The 17325-nt window shown below is 63.0% G+C and carries 14 protein-coding genes and 2 tRNA genes; 15 read left to right on the top strand and 1 reads right to left on the bottom strand.

Annotated elements, in window-relative coordinates; all coding sequences use genetic code 11:
* The first annotated feature begins 111 nt into the window (after window positions 1–111).
* From carA to OMP44_RS23370, 5 genes are read left to right on the top strand one after another with little or no spacing between them, the layout of a single operon-like run.
* Complete coding sequence (gene carA, locus OMP44_RS23390; RefSeq protein WP_187980469.1) at window positions 112–1248, top strand: glutamine-hydrolyzing carbamoyl-phosphate synthase small subunit; 1137 nt, start codon at window positions 112–114, stop codon at window positions 1246–1248.
* 21 nt (window positions 1249–1269) lie between these two features.
* Complete coding sequence (leuE, locus tag OMP44_RS23385; RefSeq protein WP_007162660.1) at window positions 1270–1926, top strand: leucine efflux protein LeuE; 657 nt, start codon at window positions 1270–1272, stop codon at window positions 1924–1926.
* Between the two features lie 21 nt (window positions 1927–1947).
* Window positions 1948–5169 (top strand): carbamoyl-phosphate synthase large subunit, encoded by a 3222-nt coding sequence (gene carB / locus OMP44_RS23380; RefSeq protein WP_133863036.1) that lies wholly within the window; start codon window positions 1948–1950, stop codon window positions 5167–5169.
* Entirely contained in the window at window positions 5166–5642 is a 477-nt protein-coding gene (gene greA / locus OMP44_RS23375; protein WP_133863037.1) for a transcription elongation factor GreA, read from the top strand. Before carB ends, greA begins: the two co-directional genes overlap by 4 nt.
* Window positions 5620–6072 carry a hypothetical protein gene (locus tag OMP44_RS23370; protein WP_280311446.1) on the top strand — a complete coding sequence of 151 codons (453 nt, stop codon included), beginning with the start codon at window positions 5620–5622 and terminating at the stop codon, window positions 6070–6072. The genes greA and OMP44_RS23370 overlap by 23 nt, the downstream gene beginning before the upstream one ends.
* Here OMP44_RS23370 and OMP44_RS23365 read toward each other — a convergent pair.
* Window positions 6060–6371, bottom strand: coding sequence for a YhbY family RNA-binding protein (locus tag OMP44_RS23365; protein WP_133863039.1), 312 nt, complete (start codon window positions 6369–6371; stop codon window positions 6060–6062). The two genes, OMP44_RS23370 and OMP44_RS23365, sit on opposite strands and share 13 nt — an antisense overlap.
* A 552-nt stretch (window positions 6372–6923) precedes the next feature.
* Between OMP44_RS23365 and ftsH the strand changes: the two genes are divergently transcribed.
* From ftsH to infB, 10 genes are all read left to right on the top strand, one after another.
* Window positions 6924–8840, top strand: coding sequence for an ATP-dependent zinc metalloprotease FtsH (gene ftsH / locus OMP44_RS23360; protein ID WP_273861265.1), 1917 nt, complete (start codon window positions 6924–6926; stop codon window positions 8838–8840).
* 7 nt (window positions 8841–8847) lie between these two features.
* Complete coding sequence (gene folP, locus OMP44_RS23355; RefSeq protein WP_187980468.1) at window positions 8848–9711, top strand: dihydropteroate synthase; 864 nt, start codon at window positions 8848–8850, stop codon at window positions 9709–9711.
* Window positions 9711–11048, top strand: a complete 1338-nt coding sequence (gene glmM, locus OMP44_RS23350) for a phosphoglucosamine mutase (RefSeq protein ID WP_158893783.1) — start codon at window positions 9711–9713, stop codon at window positions 11046–11048. Before folP ends, glmM begins: the two co-directional genes overlap by 1 nt.
* A 66-nt stretch (window positions 11049–11114) precedes the next feature.
* Complete coding sequence (gene tpiA, locus OMP44_RS23345; RefSeq protein WP_273861266.1) at window positions 11115–11873, top strand: triose-phosphate isomerase; 759 nt, start codon at window positions 11115–11117, stop codon at window positions 11871–11873.
* Entirely contained in the window at window positions 11873–12253 is a 381-nt protein-coding gene (gene secG, locus OMP44_RS23340) for a preprotein translocase subunit SecG (protein WP_133863044.1), read from the top strand. The genes tpiA and secG overlap by 1 nt, the downstream gene beginning before the upstream one ends.
* Before the next feature lie 16 nt (window positions 12254–12269).
* Window positions 12270–12355, top strand: a tRNA-Leu gene (locus tag OMP44_RS23335).
* Between the two features lie 88 nt (window positions 12356–12443).
* A tRNA-Met gene (locus OMP44_RS23330) sits at window positions 12444–12520 on the top strand.
* A gap of 127 nt (window positions 12521–12647) precedes the next feature.
* Window positions 12648–13106: a ribosome maturation factor RimP gene (gene rimP / locus OMP44_RS23325; RefSeq protein ID WP_133863045.1), complete on the top strand. Its 459-nt coding sequence runs from the start codon at window positions 12648–12650 to the stop codon at window positions 13104–13106.
* A 49-nt stretch (window positions 13107–13155) separates the two neighbouring features.
* The gene (nusA, locus tag OMP44_RS23320; RefSeq protein WP_017640621.1) at window positions 13156–14628 is read left to right on the top strand and encodes a transcription termination factor NusA; all 1473 of its coding nucleotides are present in this window, start codon (window positions 13156–13158) and stop codon (window positions 14626–14628) included.
* A 26-nt stretch (window positions 14629–14654) separates the two neighbouring features.
* Window positions 14655–17210 (top strand): translation initiation factor IF-2, encoded by a 2556-nt coding sequence (gene infB / locus OMP44_RS23315; RefSeq protein WP_133863046.1) that lies wholly within the window; start codon window positions 14655–14657, stop codon window positions 17208–17210.
* Window positions 17211–17325 lie beyond the last annotated feature (115 nt).

Genomic DNA, 17325 nt, shown 5'->3' with positions numbered 1-17325 from the left:
AGCTAGCGCAGAATGAAATCACAACATTAAAACGGGATGACTCTTCGAGATGTCATCCCGTTTTTTTGCACCCTGCGTTTGCCCGCCAAGGCTTGATTTTCGGAGGTCTTCTTGACTAAGCCAGCCATACTCGCACTTGCCGATGGCAGCATCTTTCGCGGTGAATCCATCGGTGCCGACGGCCACACGGTCGGCGAAGTGGTGTTCAACACCGCCATGACCGGCTACCAGGAAATCCTGACCGATCCTTCCTATGCGAAGCAGATCGTCACCCTGACCTATCCGCACATCGGCAACACCGGCACCACGCCGCAGGATGGCGAGGCCGCCCAGGTCTGGGCCGCCGGACTGATCATCCGTGACCTGCCGCTGCTGGCCAGCAACTGGCGCAACAAGCAGTCGCTGCCGGACTATCTCAGGGAAAACGGCACCATCGCCATCGCCGGCATCGACACCCGTCGACTGACCCGCATCCTCCGCGAGAAGGGCGCCCAGGATGGCTGCATCCTCACCGGCGAAGACGCCACCGAAGAGCGCGCCCTGGAACTGGCCCGCGCCTTCCCCGGCCTCAAGGGCATGGACCTGGCCAAGGAAGTCAGCGTCAAGGAACGCTACGAATGGCGTTCCAGCGTCTGGTCGCTGGAGACCGACAGCCACGCCGAGATCCCGGCCGAACAGCTGCCCTATCACGTGGTGGCCTTCGACTACGGCGTCAAGCTGAACATCCTGCGCATGCTGGTGGCCCGCGGCTGCCGCATCACCGTGCTGCCGGCCCAGACCCCGGCCAGCGAAGCCCTGGCGCTGCAGCCCGACGGTGTCTTCCTGGCCAATGGCCCGGGCGATCCCGAGCCCTGCGACTACGCCATCAAGGCGATCCAGGACGTCCTGGAAACCGAGATTCCGGTGTTCGGCATCTGCCTGGGCCACCAGTTGCTGGCCCTGGCTTCCGGCGCCAAGACGGTGAAGATGCCCAATGGTCACCACGGCGCCAACCATCCGGTGCAGGATCTCGACAGCGGCGTGGTGATGATCACCAGCCAGAACCACGGTTTCGCCGTGGACGAGGCCAGTCTGCCGGCCAATGTGCGGGCCACCCACAAGTCGCTGTTCGACGGCACCCTGCAGGGCATCGAGCGTACCGACAAGGTCGCCTTCAGCTTCCAGGGTCACCCCGAGGCGAGCCCTGGTCCGCACGACGTGGCACCGCTGTTCGACAAGTTCATCCAGGCCATGGCGGCACGCCGCTAAGACGGAAGGAGGGTAAGGCTCATGCTGGCGAATCTGGGTGTCATCGACTTCTGGACCTACGTGGTCGGGACCCTGTTCGTCATCCTGCTGCCCGGCCCCAACTCCTTCTTCGTGCTTGCCACCAGCGCCCAGCGCGGTATCCGCAGCGGTTACCAGGCGGCTTCCGCGGTGTTCCTCGGTGACGCCGTGCTGATGCTGCTCTCCGCCCTGGGCGTCGCCTCGCTGCTCAAGGCCGAGCCACTGTTCTTCCAGATCCTCAAGTATCTGGGCGCGGCCTATCTGTTCTACCTCGGCTGGGGCATGTTGCGCGGCGGACTCAAGTCCTGGCGCAGTCCGGCCCAGGGCCAGGCCGAGGCGACCCTGCGCGAAGACGTCCACCAGCCGTTCCGCAAGGCCCTGCTGCTGAGTCTGTCGAACCCGAAGGCGATCCTGTTCTTCGTCTCCTTCTTCATCCAGTTCGTGGACCCCGGTTACGCCCATCCGGCGCTGTCCTTTCTGGTGCTGGGCGCGGTCCTGGAAGCCATCAGCTTCTGCTACCTGTCGTTCCTGATTTTCTGCGGCGTTCGCCTGGCGGCCTGGTTCCGTCAGCGGCGTCGCCTCAGCGCGGGCGCCACCGGTGGCGTCGGCGCCCTGTTCGTGGGGTTCGGTGTGAAGTTGGCCACCGCGACCCTGACCTGATTACCTGCATTCGAGAAGCCCATGCCTAAGCGTACAGACATCAAGAGCATCCTGATCCTCGGGGCCGGCCCCATCGTCATCGGCCAGGCCTGCGAATTCGACTATTCCGGCGCCCAGGCCTGCAAGGCCCTGCGCGAGGAAGGCTTCCGCGTCATCCTGGTGAACTCCAATCCGGCCACCATCATGACCGACCCGTCGATGGCCGACGCCACCTACATCGAGCCGATCAAGTGGGCCACCGTGGCCAAGATCATCGAGAAGGAGCGCCCCGACGCCCTGCTGCCGACCATGGGTGGCCAGACCGCACTGAACTGCGCCCTGGATCTGGAGCGCCATGGCGTGCTGGCGAAGTTCGGCGTCGAGATGATCGGCGCCAACGCCGATACCATCGACAAGGCCGAGGATCGCTCGCGCTTCGACAAGGCCATGAAGGACATCGGTCTGGCCTGTCCGGTCTCGGGCATCGCCCACAGCATGGAAGAAGCCTACGGCGTGCTGGAGAAGGTCGGCTTCCCCTGCATCATTCGCCCGTCCTTCACCATGGGCGGCACCGGTGGCGGCATCGCCTACAACCGGGAAGAATTCGAAGAGATCTGCAATCGCGGTCTGGACCTGTCGCCGACCAACGAACTGCTGATCGACGAATCCCTGATCGGCTGGAAGGAATACGAGATGGAGGTGGTCCGTGACAAGAAGGACAACTGCATCATCGTCTGCTCCATCGAGAACTTCGATCCCATGGGCGTGCACACCGGTGACTCCATCACCGTGGCGCCGGCGCAGACGCTGACCGACAAGGAATACCAGATCCTGCGCAACGCCTCCCTGGCGGTGCTGCGCGAGATCGGCGTCGAGACCGGCGGCTCCAACGTCCAGTTCGGCATCTGCCCGGACACCGGGCGCATGGTGGTGATCGAGATGAATCCGCGGGTGTCGCGTTCCTCGGCGCTGGCCTCCAAGGCCACCGGCTTCCCCATCGCCAAGATCGCCGCCAAGCTGGCGGTCGGCTACACCCTGGACGAGCTGCAGAACGACATCACCGGCGGTCGTACCCCGGCGTCCTTCGAGCCGGCCATCGACTATGTGGTCACCAAGATCCCGCGCTTCGCCTTCGAGAAATTCCCCAAGGCCGACGCCCGTCTGACCACCCAGATGAAATCCGTGGGCGAGGTCATGTCCATCGGCCGTACCTTCCAGGAATCCCTGCAGAAAGCCCTGCGCGGTCTGGAAGTGGGCGTGGTCGGCTTCGATCCCAAGCTGGACCCGACCGATCCCGAGGCCGACAGCACCCTCAAGCGCGAGCTGACCGTGCCCGGTGCCGATCGCATCTGGTACATCGGCGACGCCTTCCGTCAGGGCTACAGCCTGGACAAGGTCTTCGAACTGACTCGTATCGATCCCTGGTTCCTGGTGCAGATCGAAGACCTGATCAAGGACGAGGAGCGCATCAAGACCCTGGGCCTGGCCGACCTCGACTACGACCTGATGCGCAAGCTCAAGCGCAAGGGCTTCTCCGATGCGCGTCTGGCCAAGCTGCTCGGCGTCACCGAGAAGAACCTGCGGGCCCATCGCCACAAGCTCAAGGTGCTGCCGGTATACAAGCGGGTGGATACCTGCGCCGCCGAATTCGCCACCGACACCGCCTACCTCTACTCCACCTACGAGGAAGAGTGCGAGGCCAAGCCCAGCGGTCGCGACAAGATCATGATCCTCGGCGGCGGTCCCAACCGCATCGGCCAGGGCATCGAGTTCGACTACTGCTGCGTGCACGCGGCCCTGGCCATGCGTGAAGACGGCTACGAGACCATCATGGTCAACTGCAACCCGGAAACCGTCTCCACCGACTACGACACCTCCGACCGCCTGTTCTTCGAGCCGGTGACCCTGGAGGACGTGCTGGAGATCGTTCGCGTCGAGCAGCCCAAGGGCGTCATCGTCCAGTACGGCGGCCAGACCCCGCTCAAGCTCTGCCGCGCCCTGGAAGAAGCCGGCGTGCCCATCATCGGCACCAGCCCCGACGCCATCGACCGCGCCGAAGACCGCGAGCGCTTCCAGCAGATGGTGCAGCGTCTGAATCTGCGTCAGCCGGCCAACGCCACCGCGCGCAGTGAAGACGAGGCCCTGGCCCTGTCCAAGAACATCGGCTATCCGATGGTGGTCCGTCCCTCCTACGTGCTGGGCGGCCGGGCGATGGAAATCGTCTACCAGGAAGAAGAGCTCAAGCGCTACATGCGCGAAGCGGTGAAGGTGTCCAACGACAGTCCCGTGCTGCTCGACCACTTCCTCAACTGCGCCATCGAGGTGGACGTGGATGCGGTGTGCGACGGCAAGACCGTGGTGATCGGCGCCATCATGCAGCACATCGAACAGGCCGGCGTGCACTCCGGTGACTCCGCCTGTTCGCTGCCGCCCTATTCGCTGCCCAAGCACATCCAGGACGAGATCCGCGAGCAGGTCAAAAAGATGGCCCTGGAACTTGGCGTAATCGGTCTGATGAACGTGCAGATGGCCGTGCAGGGTGAAGACATCTACGTCATCGAGGTCAACCCGCGCGCTTCCCGTACCGTGCCCTTCGTCTCCAAGTGCATCGGCGAGTCCCTGGCCAAGGTGGCCGCCCGGGTCATGGCTGGCAAGACCCTGGCCGAGGTGGGCTTCACCCAGGAGATCATCCCGCCGTTCTTCAGCGTCAAGGAAGCGGTGTTCCCCTTCAACAAGTTCCCCGGCGTCGACCCCATCCTCGGCCCGGAAATGAAGTCCACCGGCGAGGTGATGGGGGTCGGCGACAGCTTCGGCGAAGCCTTCGCCAAGGCCCAGCTGGGCGCCAACGAGATCCTGCCGAATTCCGGTTGCGCCTTCATCAGTGTGCGGGACGATGACAAGCCCGAAGCCGTGCAGGTCGCCCGCGATCTGGTCGGCCTCGGCTTCGAGGTCGTGGCCACCGCCGGTACCGCGCGGGTGATCGAGGCAGCCGGCCTGCCGGTGCGCCGCGTGAACAAGGTGACCGAAGGCCGTCCCCACGTGGTCGACATGATCAAGAATGACGAGGTCACCCTGATCATCAACACCACCGAAGGCCGGCAGTCCATCGCCGATTCCTATTCGATCCGCCGCAACGCGCTGCAGCACAAGCTCTGCTGCACCACCACCATTGCCGGCGGCCAGGCCATTTGCGAAGCTTTGAAATTCGGCGCCGAGAAGACCGTGCGCCGTCTGCAAGATCTGCATGCAGGAGTGAAGGCATGACCAAGTACCCGATGACCGTTCAGGGCGCTCGCGCCCTGGAAGACGAACTCAAGCATCTCAAGACCGAGCTACGCCCGCAGATCACCCAGGCCATCGCCGAGGCGCGCGAGCTGGGTGACCTCAAGGAGAACGCCGAATACCATGCCGCCCGTGAGCAGCAGGGTATGGTCGAGGCGCGTATCCGCGATATCGAAGGTCGCCTGCAGAACGCTCAGGTGATCGACGTGGCCGCCTTGCCGCACACCGGCAAGGTGATCTTCGGCACCACCGTGGAGATCGCCAACACCGAGACCGACGAGACGGTGACCTACCAGATCGTTGGTGACGACGAGGCGGATATCAAGCAGAGCAAGCTGTCGGTGGGTTCGCCCATCGCGCGCGCGCTGATCGGCAAGGAAGAAGGGGACGTGGTGGTGGTGAAGACCCCGGGTGGCAATGTCGAATACGAAATTGTCGCCGTCCGTCACGTCTGATCACCGCGCCAGCGGCTGGCTCGCCAGGCTGCTCGCCGCCGCCTGGCAGCTGGCCCAGGTGTTCTGGGTCGGCCCGCTGGTCGCCCTGCACCTGTGCATCCCCGTGGCGCTGGCCCAGGCGGGCTGGGCGCCGCTGCTGATCCAGTCCGGACGCGAAGAATTGCTACGCATGATGCTCAGCGCCGCAGGCGGTGGGGTCTTTACTCAGATCGTGGTGCTGGTGTGGTGGGCAGGTGTGGGCGCCTTGTGGCGTGACCTGCGCGGCCAGCTGCTGCTGGCCAGTGCACTGGCGGTGCTGCTGCAGAACGAACTGGCACGCTTCTGGACCGGGCCGACCGCCTTGGCCGGCTACCTGGTTCTGCTGCTCTGCGGACTGATCCTGGTGCTGCAGCCCGTTCCCGGGCGCGCGCCGGGCAATCAGGCGGTGTAGCGCACCACGTTGGACAGATTGCGATTCTGCTCGCGGGCCTTGCGATAGATCAGCGCCATCTTGCCGATCACCTGCACCAGCTCCGCCTTGCTCGACGCGCACAGCTCGTCGATCAGGGCCCGGCGGTCATCACGCTCGGTGACGGCCAGCTTGATCTTGATCAGTTCGTGATCGTTCAGCGCGCGGTCGAGTTCACCCAGTACGCCTTCGCTCAGGCCGTTCTCGCTGATGGTGACCACCGGCTTGAGTTGATGACCGATCGCCTTGAACCGCTTTTTGAGCTCGTTGTTGAGCGCCATAATTCACCCCGGATAAAAGCCGAACAGTTTATCCCAGCTGCCCGGTGCCGCCCAGCGATACGCGACAACGTGACGGTGGCCCCCGACAGAACCGGTCTCGCCGGCTCAAGGGATACCGCCACGAGCGCAGGCGTCAGGTCACTGTGAGGCATGACCGTAGTGGATGGACTCGCGGCTGGAAGCAAGCCACCCGGGGGACCTGCCTGGGCAGTTCGCAGGGCCAGATACCAGGTGTCCGGCGGGAGGCCTTGTTATTTCCGTCCTGGCCCCCATATGAGCGAGCGGAGTACGGCGGGCTGATCCAAGGCTCTCCGTGTCGCGGGACCAGATCGCGCCAGCAATAGCTATTGGGTCGCGGTTTTAGGGGCAATTGAGAGAATTGATGGCCGCAACGTCTGCCTTGCCCTAGAGTCAAAGGCAGAGGACTCATATAGCGTTACAGACGATGTCTGCCGTGGGCCAGGCTTTGTGTAGTAACTTACCGGTCACTGCCGGTTTCGCTTCGAACGGTTTACCCACGAAACCGGCGCAGAGGGTAGTCAATTGAACGACATGGCAAAGAATCTGATCCTGTGGCTGATCATCGCCGCGGTGCTCGTCACCGTGATGAACAACTTCTCCAGCCCCAACGAACCCCAGACGCTCAACTATTCCGACTTCATCCAGCAGGTGAAGGACGGGCAGATCGAGAGCGTGACCGTGGATGGCTATGTCATCACCGGCAAGCATCGTGACGGCGATCCCTTCAAGACCATCCGTCCGGCGATCCAGGACAATGGCCTGATCGGCGATCTGGTGAACAACAGCGTCACCATCACCGGCAAGCAGCCCGAGCAGCAGAGCATCTGGACTCAGCTGCTGGTGGCCAGCTTCCCGATCCTGGTGATCATCGCGGTCTTCATGTTCTTCATGCGCCAGATGCAGGGGGGCGCTGGTGGTCGCGGCGGCCCCATGAGCTTTGGCAAGAGCAAGGCGCGGCTGTTGTCGGAAGACCAGGTCAAGACCACCTTCGCCGACGTCGCCGGGTGCGACGAAGCCAAGGAAGAAGTCACCGAGCTGGTCGAATTCCTGCGTGATCCGGGCAAGTTCCAGCGCCTCGGCGGGCGTATTCCCCGCGGTGTGCTGATGGTCGGTTCGCCGGGTACCGGCAAGACGCTGCTGGCCAAGGCCGTGGCAGGCGAGGCCAAGGTGCCGTTCTTCACCATTTCCGGCTCGGACTTCGTCGAGATGTTCGTCGGTGTCGGCGCCAGCCGTGTCCGCGACATGTTCGACCAGGCCAAGAAGCATGCCCCCTGCATCATCTTCATCGACGAGATCGATGCGGTCGGTCGCCATCGTGGCAATGGCATGGGCGGTGGTCACGACGAGCGCGAGCAGACCCTGAACCAGCTGCTGGTCGAGATGGACGGCTTCGAAATGAACGATGGCATCATCGTCATCGCAGCCACCAACCGGCCTGACGTACTGGACCCGGCACTGCTGCGTCCCGGTCGTTTCGACCGCCAGGTCGTGGTCGGTCTGCCGGACATCCGCGGCCGCGAGCAGATCCTCAAGGTGCACATGCGCAAGGTGCCGATTGGCGAGCGCGTCGACGCGGGCGTCATCGCGCGGGGTACCCCGGGTTTCTCCGGTGCCGACCTTGCCAACCTGGTCAATGAGGCCTCCCTGTTCGCCGCTCGTTCCAACAAGCGCACCGTTGATATGCGCGAGTTCGAGCTGGCCAAGGACAAGATCATGATGGGCGCCGAGCGCAAGACCATGGTCATGTCCGAGAAGGAGAAGCGCAACACTGCCTATCACGAAGCGGGCCATGCCATCGTGGGTCGCCTGGTGCCCGAGCACGATCCGGTCTACAAGGTCTCCATCATTCCCCGTGGCCGGGCCCTGGGCGTGACCATGTTCCTGCCCGAGGAAGATCGCTACAGCCTGTCCAAGCGGGCGCTGGAAAGCCAGATCTGTTCGCTGTTCGGTGGCCGTATCGCCGAAGAGATGACCCTGGGCTTCGAAGGCGTCACCACGGGCGCTTCCAACGACATCATGCGGGCGACCTCCCTGGCGCGAAACATGGTGACCAAGTGGGGCCTGTCCGAGAAGCTCGGTCCGCTGCTGTATGGTGAGGAAGAGAACGAAGGCTACCTGGGTCGTTCGGGGGGTAGTGGCGCCGGCAACATGTCGGGAGAGACCGCCAAGCTGATCGATCTGGAGATTCGTCGCATCATCGACGACTGCTATAACACTGCCAAGCGCCTGCTGGACGAGAATCGCGACAAGCTCGAACTCATGTCCGATGCCCTGATGAAGTACGAGACCATCGATTCGGACCAGATCGACGACATCATGGCGGGCAAGGTGCCGCGTGAGCCGCGCGACTGGCATGACCGGGGTGGTCCTACCGGTGATTCGCCGGCACCGCAGAGCGGTAGCGATCGTCCTGAAACACCCATCGGTGGTCCGGCCGGAGAACACTGAAACACCCATGTTCAATCCGTTCCCTTCGACCCGATTGCCTTGCGGCAATCGGGTTCTTGTTTTTGACGCGCCCAAAGTCATGGGCATCCTCAACGTGACGCCAGATTCCTTCTCCGACGGCGGTCGCTATACGGCTGTCGACAGCGCGTTGCGCCATGCCGAGGCGATGATGACGGCCGGTGCTGCCATCATCGATGTGGGTGGAGAGTCCACGCGACCAGGGGCGCCCCCAGTGTCCGAGGTCGAGGAGCTCGAGCGTGTCGTGCCGGTGGTCGAGGCGATCGCCCGAGAGCTGGATGTCGTCATCTCCATGGACACCTCCTCGCCGGTAGTCATGCGGGAAGGTGCTCAGGCAGGGGCCGGTCTGATCAATGATGTCCGCTCGCTGCGCCGGCCCGGCGCCCTGGAAGCTGCCGCCGCGACCGATCTGGCGGTCTGCCTGATGCACATGCGGGGCGAGCCCGGCACCATGCAGCAGGCGCCCGTCTATGCTGACGTCGCCGGCGAAGTCGGCGCCTTTCTCGCCGAGCAGATTGCCCGTTGCGAAGCGGCCGGGATCTGCCGCGGGCGGCTGGTGCTGGATCCGGGCTATGGCTTTGCCAAGACCCTGGAGCACAACCTCGAGCTGTTCAGACGACAAACCGAGTTGCTCGCCTTTGGGCTACCCTTGCTGGTGGGCGTTTCTCGCAAGAGCATGATCGGCGCGGTTACCGGGCGACCCGTAGAGGGACGCCTGGCAGGCGGTCTGGCTCTGGCGGCGCTGGCGCTGGCCAAGGGTGCGCAGATCCTCAGGGTCCATGATGTGGCGGAAACGGTGGACGCGGTGAAGATGATCACCGCGGTCGAAGGCTTCAGGCAGGAACAGAACTGATGGCAAGAAAGTATTTTGGAACCGATGGTATTCGCGGCAAGGTCGGAACGTATCCCATCACCCCCGAGTTCATGCTCAAGCTGGGCTGGGCGGCGGGTATCGCCTTTCGCAGTCGCGGCGGTTGTCGAGTGCTGGTGGGCAAGGACACCCGCAACTCCGGCTACATGTTCGAATCGGCACTGGAAGCCGGTCTTTCCGCTGCCGGTGCCGACGTTATGCTGCTGGGTCCCATGCCGACGCCGGGTATCGCCTATCTGACGCGGACCTTCCAGGCCAGCGCCGGCATCGTTATCAGTGCTTCGCACAATCCCTACTACGACAATGGCATCAAGTTCTTTTCCGGCGCCGGCACCAAGCTGCCCGATGAACTGGAAACCATGATCGAGGAGCTGCTCGACACGCCCATGACCGTGGTCGACTCGGCGCGTATCGGCAAGGTCTCGCGCATCAACGATGCCGCGGGTCGTTACATCGAATTCTGCAAGAGCAGCGTGCCGACCGGGACCAGTTTCGCCGGTATGAAGATCGTGCTGGACTGCGCCAATGGCGCTACCTACAAGATCGCACCCAGCGTCTTCCGTGAGCTCGGAGCTGATGTCAGCGTGCTCGGGGTGCAGCCGGACGGTCTCAATATCAACAAGGATTGCGGTTCCACCCATCTGGAGGGGCTGCAACAGGCGGTGCTCGACCAGCACGCCGACATCGGCATCGCCTTCGACGGCGACGGTGATCGAGTGCTGATGGTGGATCACACCGGAGCGGCAGTGGATGGCGATGAGCTGCTCTATCTGATCGCCCGCGATCTCAAGCGTCGTGGTCGCCTCGAGGGTGGGGTGGTCGGTACCCTGATGAGCAATCTCGGTCTCGAGCTGGGGCTGGCCGAACTGGATATTCCCTTCGTGCGCGCCAAGGTAGGCGATCGCTATGTGATGGCCGAGCTGCTGGAGCGCAACTGGGTGCTGGGCGGCGAGAATTCCGGGCATGTGGTCTGTTGCCAGTACACCACCACCGGCGACGCCACCATCGCCGCGCTGCAGGTGCTCATCGCCCTGCGCAATGCCGGCCAGACCCTGGCCCAGGCGCGCATGGCGCTGCGCAAGTGCCCACAGGTGCTGATAAACGTGAGGTTCGGTGGCGGCCAGGATCCCTTGGAGAACCCGCGGGTCAAGCAGGCCAGTGCCGAGGTCACCGAGAAGATGGCCGGCAAGGGACGGGTACTGCTGCGCAAATCCGGTACCGAGCCGCTGCTGCGCGTCATGGTCGAAGGCGAGAACGAGCGCGAGGTGCGCGCCCATGCCGAGGCCCTCGCCGAGCTGATAAGCGAGGTATGTGCTTGATTTGCTTGCATGCCTGTTTTCGATTGAGTAACATCTGCGCCCACTTCGCTCCCTGAGGTAAAACGCATGCGTCGTTCCCTGGTTGCCGGTAACTGGAAAATGCATGGCTCGCTGCAAGGCGTGTCGGCGCTGGTCGCAGGCTTGAAAGGGTTGGATGGCGCAGCGGGTGTTGATGTCGTGGTGATTCCGACATTGGTGCATCTGCCGGGGGTGGCTGAAGCGCTGGCGGCAACGTCGCTGATGGTGGGGGCTCAGACTTGTGCCTCCGTCGCGGGTGAGAGGGCTCTGACTGGCGAGGTGTCCTCGACCCAGTTGGCAGAATTCGGTTGCCGTTACGTACTGGTGGGGCACTCCGAGCGGCGTGCACTGCTGGGCGAGGATGATGCGGTGGTGGCGAAGAAATTCGCGGCCATTCAGGAGGGCGGGATGATTCCCGTGCTCTGCGTCGGCGAAACCCGTGAAGAGCGGGAGGCTGAGCGCACTTTGGACGTGGTAGGTGGCCAGCTGAAGGCGGTCATCGAGGTGGTTGGAGTGGCAGCTTTTGCCAATGCCGTCGTGGCCTACGAGCCGGTCTGGGCGATAGGTACGGGGCTCACGGCAACGCCGGAGCAGGCGCAAGAGGTTCATGCGGCGATTCGTGCCTTGGTGCGCGAAGCCGATGCTGAGGTCGCTGATGGCCTTCAGCTGCTGTATGGCGGCAGTGTCAAGGCTGCCAGTGCTGCCGAGTTGTTCGGCATGCCGGATATTGATGGGGGGTTGGTGGGTGGAGCCTCCCTGAATGCTGAAGAGTTCAGTGCGATTTGCCGCGCTGCAGGACGTGGATAATGTTGGAAACTGCAGTAGTTGTGATCCACTTGCTGATGGCGCTTGGCCTGATCGTGCTGGTATTGATGCAGCAGGGCAAGGGTGCCGAAGCCGGTGCATCCTTTGGTGCGGGCGCCTCGGGTACCGTGTTTGGTAGTCAAGGTTCTGCTACCTTTCTGAGTCGTTTTACTGCTATACTAGCCGCGGTTTTTTTCGCGACTAGCCTAGGTCTGGGGTATTACGCCAAAGACCGTGCGCTGGGTCTGCGTGAGGTGGGTCTGCCCACTCAGCCAGTCCAGCAGGCTCCTCAGCCGAAGCAGGATGGTAACGATGTTCCTCTGAGCCAGCCACGTGCTGCCCAGGGTGGTACTTCCGGGGACGTGCCCCAGGAGTCCAAGTAGGTTTAAAAGGTTTCATGCCGAAGTGGTGGAATTGGTAGACACGCTATCTTGAGGGGGTAGTGGCCATAGGCTGTATGGGTTCGAGTCCCATCTTCGGCACCAAATAGCAAAGACGTCCTGCAGGACGCGGCGAGAATAGAGTAGGTTGACTCCTAGAGTTCAGTTGAATATAATCTCGCTCCAGCTTTGACGCGGGGTGGAGCAGTCTGGTAGCTCGTCGGGCTCATAACCCGAAGGTCGTTGGTTCAAATCCAGCCCCCGCAACCAGTTATTTAAAGCCCCTTTTTAGGGGCTTTTTGTTGGCTGGACAGTTCGGGTCGCGCTTTCTTGCGCAGACCTCTTAGGGATGGGCGTAATGCCCATTTTTTATTCTCAAAAAACGCGAGGCAACCAGGTGTCGAGCAAGCTAGAACAGTTGCAGGCCTTGCTGGCCCCCGTCGTCGAGGCGCTTGGCTATGTCTGCTGGGGTGTCGAGTACATCTCCCAAGGGCGGCATTCGCTACTGCGTGTCTACATCGATCATCCCAACGGCATTCTCGTCGAAGATTGCGAGGCTGTCAGTCGCCAGGTAAGTGGCGTACTCGATGTGGAAGATCCGATCACCAATGAATACACCCTTGAGGTGTCTTCCCCCGGTATGGATAGACCGCTGTTCACCCTGGAGCAATTCGCTGCCCACGTCGGTGAACAGGTCAAGGTCAAACTTCGGTCGCCCTTCGAAGGGCGACGTAATTTCCAGGGTTTGCTGCGCGGTGTGGAAGACCAGGACGTCGTGGTGCAGGTGGACGAGCATGAGTATCTGCTGCCCATCGAGATGATCGACAAGGCCAACGTCGTTCCCCGTTTCGAGTGATTTGAGCGCGAGACCGCGGATCCCAAGGATTGCGAATACGAGGCGTAAGATGAGCAAAGAAGTTCTGCTGGTAGTGGAATCTGTTTCGAACGAGAAGGGTGTTCCACCCGGCGTCATCTTCGAGGCACTGGAGTTGGCTCTCGCCACGGCTACCAAGAAGCGCTACGAAGAAGATGTGGATCTGCGGGTGTCGATCAACAGACACAACGGCAGCTACGAAACCTTCCGCCGCTGGACCGTGGTGGAAGACCAAGACTATCAGTTGCCCGATTCGCATCTGACGGTGGAAGACGCCCAGGAAGAGCATCCCGGCGTCAAGGCCGGTGAAGTGATCGAAGAGAAGATCGAGTCCATCGAGTTCGGTCGGATTGCCGCCCAGACCGCCAAGCAGGTGATCGTGCAGAAGGTGCGCGAGGCCGAGCGGGCTCAGGTGGTGGACGCCTATCGCGAGAAGGTCGGCGAGATCATCTCGGGTACCGTCAAGAAGGTCACCCGTGACAGCGTGATCGTCGACCTGGGCAACAATGCCGAGGCGCTGCTGCCGCGCGAGCACATCATTCCCCGCGAGACCTTCCGCATGGGCGTGCGTCTGCGTGCCCTGCTCAAGGAAATCCGTACGGAAAACCGCGGTCCGCAGCTGATGCTGTCGCGTACCGATCCGCAGATGCTGATCGAGCTGTTCCGCATCGAAGTACCGGAAATTTCCGAACAGCTGATCGATGTCATGGCGGCTGCCCGGGATCCGGGTTCGCGGGCCAAGATCGCCGTCCGTTCCAAGGACAAGCGCATCGATCCCCAGGGTGCCTGCATCGGCATGCGCGGTTCGCGTGTCCAGGCGGTATCCGGTGAACTGGGTGGCGAGCGGGTCGACATCGTCCTCTGGGACGACAACCCTGCGCAGTTCGTCATCAATGCCATGGCCCCGGCCGAAGTCGCTTCGATCATCGTCGACGAAGACAGCCGTACCATGGATATCGCCGTCGCCGAGGACAACCTGGCCCAGGCCATCGGTCGTGGCGGTCAGAACGTGCGCCTGGCCAGTCAACTGACCGGCTGGACGCTCAACGTGATGACCGAGGCGGATATCAACGCCAAGCAGCAGGCGGAGACCGGCGACATCATCCAGCGCTTCATCGACGAGCTGGATGTCGACGAGGAGCTGGCTCAGGTACTGGTGGAAGAAGGCTTCACCTCCCTCGAGGAAGTGGCCTACGTGCCCATGGAAGAGATGCTCAACATCGATGGCTTCGACGAAGACATCGTCAACGAGCTGCGTACCCGGGCCAAGGATCGCCTGCTTACCCGGGCCATCGCGACCGAAGAACAGAAGAGCCCCAGCGAAGATCTGCTGACCCTCGACGGCATGGATCCCCAGCTCGCCAGCGCGCTGGCCCAGCGTGGCGTGGTCAATCGCGAAGAGCTCGCCGAGCAGTCGATCGACGACCTGCTCGACATCAACGGCATGACCGAAGAGCGTGCCGGCAAGCTGATCATGGCTGCCCGTGCCCATTGGTTCGAGTAAGCGGCGCAGTCTGAGGAGAGAAGTGCATGACGCAAGTCACGGTGAAAGAACTGGCCCAAACGGTCAATACGCCGGTGGAACGTCTGCTACAGCAGATGCGCGAGGCAGGTCTGACGCACAGCAGTGCTGAGCAGTTGGTGAGCGATGCGGAAAAGCAGGCCCTGCTGACGCACCTGAAGGGGACCGCGCAGCTCGACGAGCCAAGCAAGATCACCCTGCAGCGCAAGACCCAGACCACGCTGAAAGTGGCCGGCAGCAAGACAGTCAGCGTCGAAGTGCGCAAGAAGAAGACCTTCGTCAAGCGCAGCACCGCTGAACTCGAGGCCGAACAGCGCCGCGAGCAGGAAGCCCAGCGCGCCGCCGAAGAGGCCGCTGTCCAGGCACGTGCCGAGGAAGAAGCCCAGCGCGCTGCCGAGGCCGCTGCCCAGCAGCAGGCCGAAGCCGCGGCTCAGGCCACGCAGCAGGCGGTCCCCGCCGAGGCTGCAGCCCCTGCCGCGCCGGAAGCCCCGGCCGTGGTGGCCGAGCAGCAACCCGCTGCCGCGCCTGCCGCCGAGGTCAAGAAAGCCGACCCGGCTGGTGAGCGCAAGCGCGAAGAACCGCGTCGTCCCGTGCATCCTGCCCCGAGCAGCAAGCGCGAAGAAGACGAGCGCCGTGAGCGCAAGAATGCCCAGCATCGCCCGTCGATCAAGGACAAGGTCGCAGCTCCCCGTACCGTGCGCAGTGGCGACGACGAGGAAGAGGGCTTTGGCCGGCGTGGCGGTCGCGGTGGCAAATCGCGACTCAAGAAGCGAAACCAACACGGGTTCCAGAGCCCGACAGGACCTGTAGTGCGCGAAGTCAATCTAGGTGAGACCATCACCGTCTCTGAGCTAGCTCAGCAGATGTCGGTGAAGGCCGCCGAAGTCATCAAGTTCATGTTCAAGATGGGGTCTCCCGCCACCATCAACCAGGTGCTCGACCGCGAGACGGCGCAGCTGGTGGCCGAAGAGCTGGGCCACAAGGTCAAGCTGGTCAACGAGAACGCCCTGGAAGACCAGCTGGCCGAGTCCCTCAAGTTCGAGGGTGGCAAGGCCCTGCACCGTGCGCCGGTGGTGACCGTCATGGGTCACGTCGACCACGGCAAGACCTCGCTGCTGGACTACATCCGTCGCGCCAAGGTCGCGTCGGGCGAAGCCGGTGGCATCACCCAGCACATCGGTGCCTACCACGTCGAAACCGAGCGTGGCATGGTGACCTTCCTGGATACCCCTGGCCACGCCGCGTTCACCGCGATGCGTGCCCGTGGTGCCAAGGCCACCGACATCGTCATCCTGGTCGTCGCGGCCGATGACGGCGTCATGCCGCAGACCGAGGAAGCCATCCAGCACGCCAAGGCGGCGGGTGTCCCCATCGTCGTGGCGGTCAACAAGATCGACAAGCCCGATGCCGATCCGGATCGCGTCAAGCACGATCTGGCCGGTCGTCAGGTCATCCCGGAAGAGTGGGGCGGCGATACCCAGTTCGTGCACGTCTCGGCCAAGGCCGGTACCGGTGTGGACGAGCTGCTCGAAGCCATCCTGCTGCAGGCCGAAGTCCTGGAGCTGACCGCTACGCCGGAAGCACCCGGTCGCGGTGTGGTCATCGAATCGCGCCTGGACAAGGGTCGTGGTCCGGTCGCTACCGTGCTGGTCCAGAACGGTACCCTGCGGCAGGGCGACATGGCGCTGGTCGGCGTCAACTTCGGCCGCATCCGTGCCATGCTCGACGAGAACGGCAAGCCGATCAAGGAAGCCGGCCCGTCCATCCCGGTCGAGATTCTCGGCCTGGACGGCACCCCGGATGCCGGTGACGAACTCACCGTGCTGACCGACGAGAAGAAGGCCCGCGAAGTGGCGCTGTTCCGTCAGGGCAAGTTCCGCGAGATCAAGCTGGCCCGCGCTCACGCCGGCAAGCTCGAGAACATCTTCGAGAACATGGGCCAGGACGAGAAAAAGACCCTCAACATCGTGCTCAAGTCCGATGTGCGCGGCTCCCTCGAGGCGCTGCAGGGTTCGCTGTCCGGTCTAGGCAACGACGAAGTCCAGGTACGGGTAGTCGGCGGTGGCGTCGGTGGTATCACCGAGAGCGATGCCAACCTGGCGCTGGCGTCCAATGCCGTGCTGTTCGGCTTCAACGTCCGGGCCGATGCCGGGGCGCGGAAGATCGTCGAGCAGGAAGGCCTCGACATGCGCTACTACAACGTCATCTACGACATCATCGAAGATGTGAAGAAGGCGCTGACCGGCATGCTGGGCAGTGACGTCCGGGAGAACATCCTGGGTATCGCCGAGGTGCGTGACGTCTTCCGTTCGCCCAAGTTCGGCGCCGTCGCCGGCTGCATGGTCACCGAGGGCATGGTGCACCGCAACCGTCCGATCCGCGTCCTGCGCGAAGACGTGGTCATCTTCGAAGGCGAGCTGGAATCCCTGCGTCGCTTCAAGGATGACGTGGCCGAAGTACGCGCTGGCATGGAATGCGGTATCGGCGTGAAGAGCTACAACGACGTCCGCGTCGGCGACAAGATCGAAGTGTTCGAGAAGGTTCAGGTCGCCCGTTCGCTGTAACGACGACTCTGCACCAGGACGGCAGGTCGCGGACCTGGCAGAACCCTGCCAGGTCCGGACTTGCCGTTCGCGTTTCCAAGGTTCATGGCTGGCAGGCCTGACGTCTGCGGCCTTT

The organism is Pseudomonas flavocrustae (assembly GCF_029872515.1).
GTDB classification, from domain to species: domain Bacteria; phylum Pseudomonadota; class Gammaproteobacteria; order Pseudomonadales; family Pseudomonadaceae; genus Chryseomonas; species Chryseomonas aestiva.
This window is presented reverse-complemented; position numbering and strand designations above follow the sequence as displayed.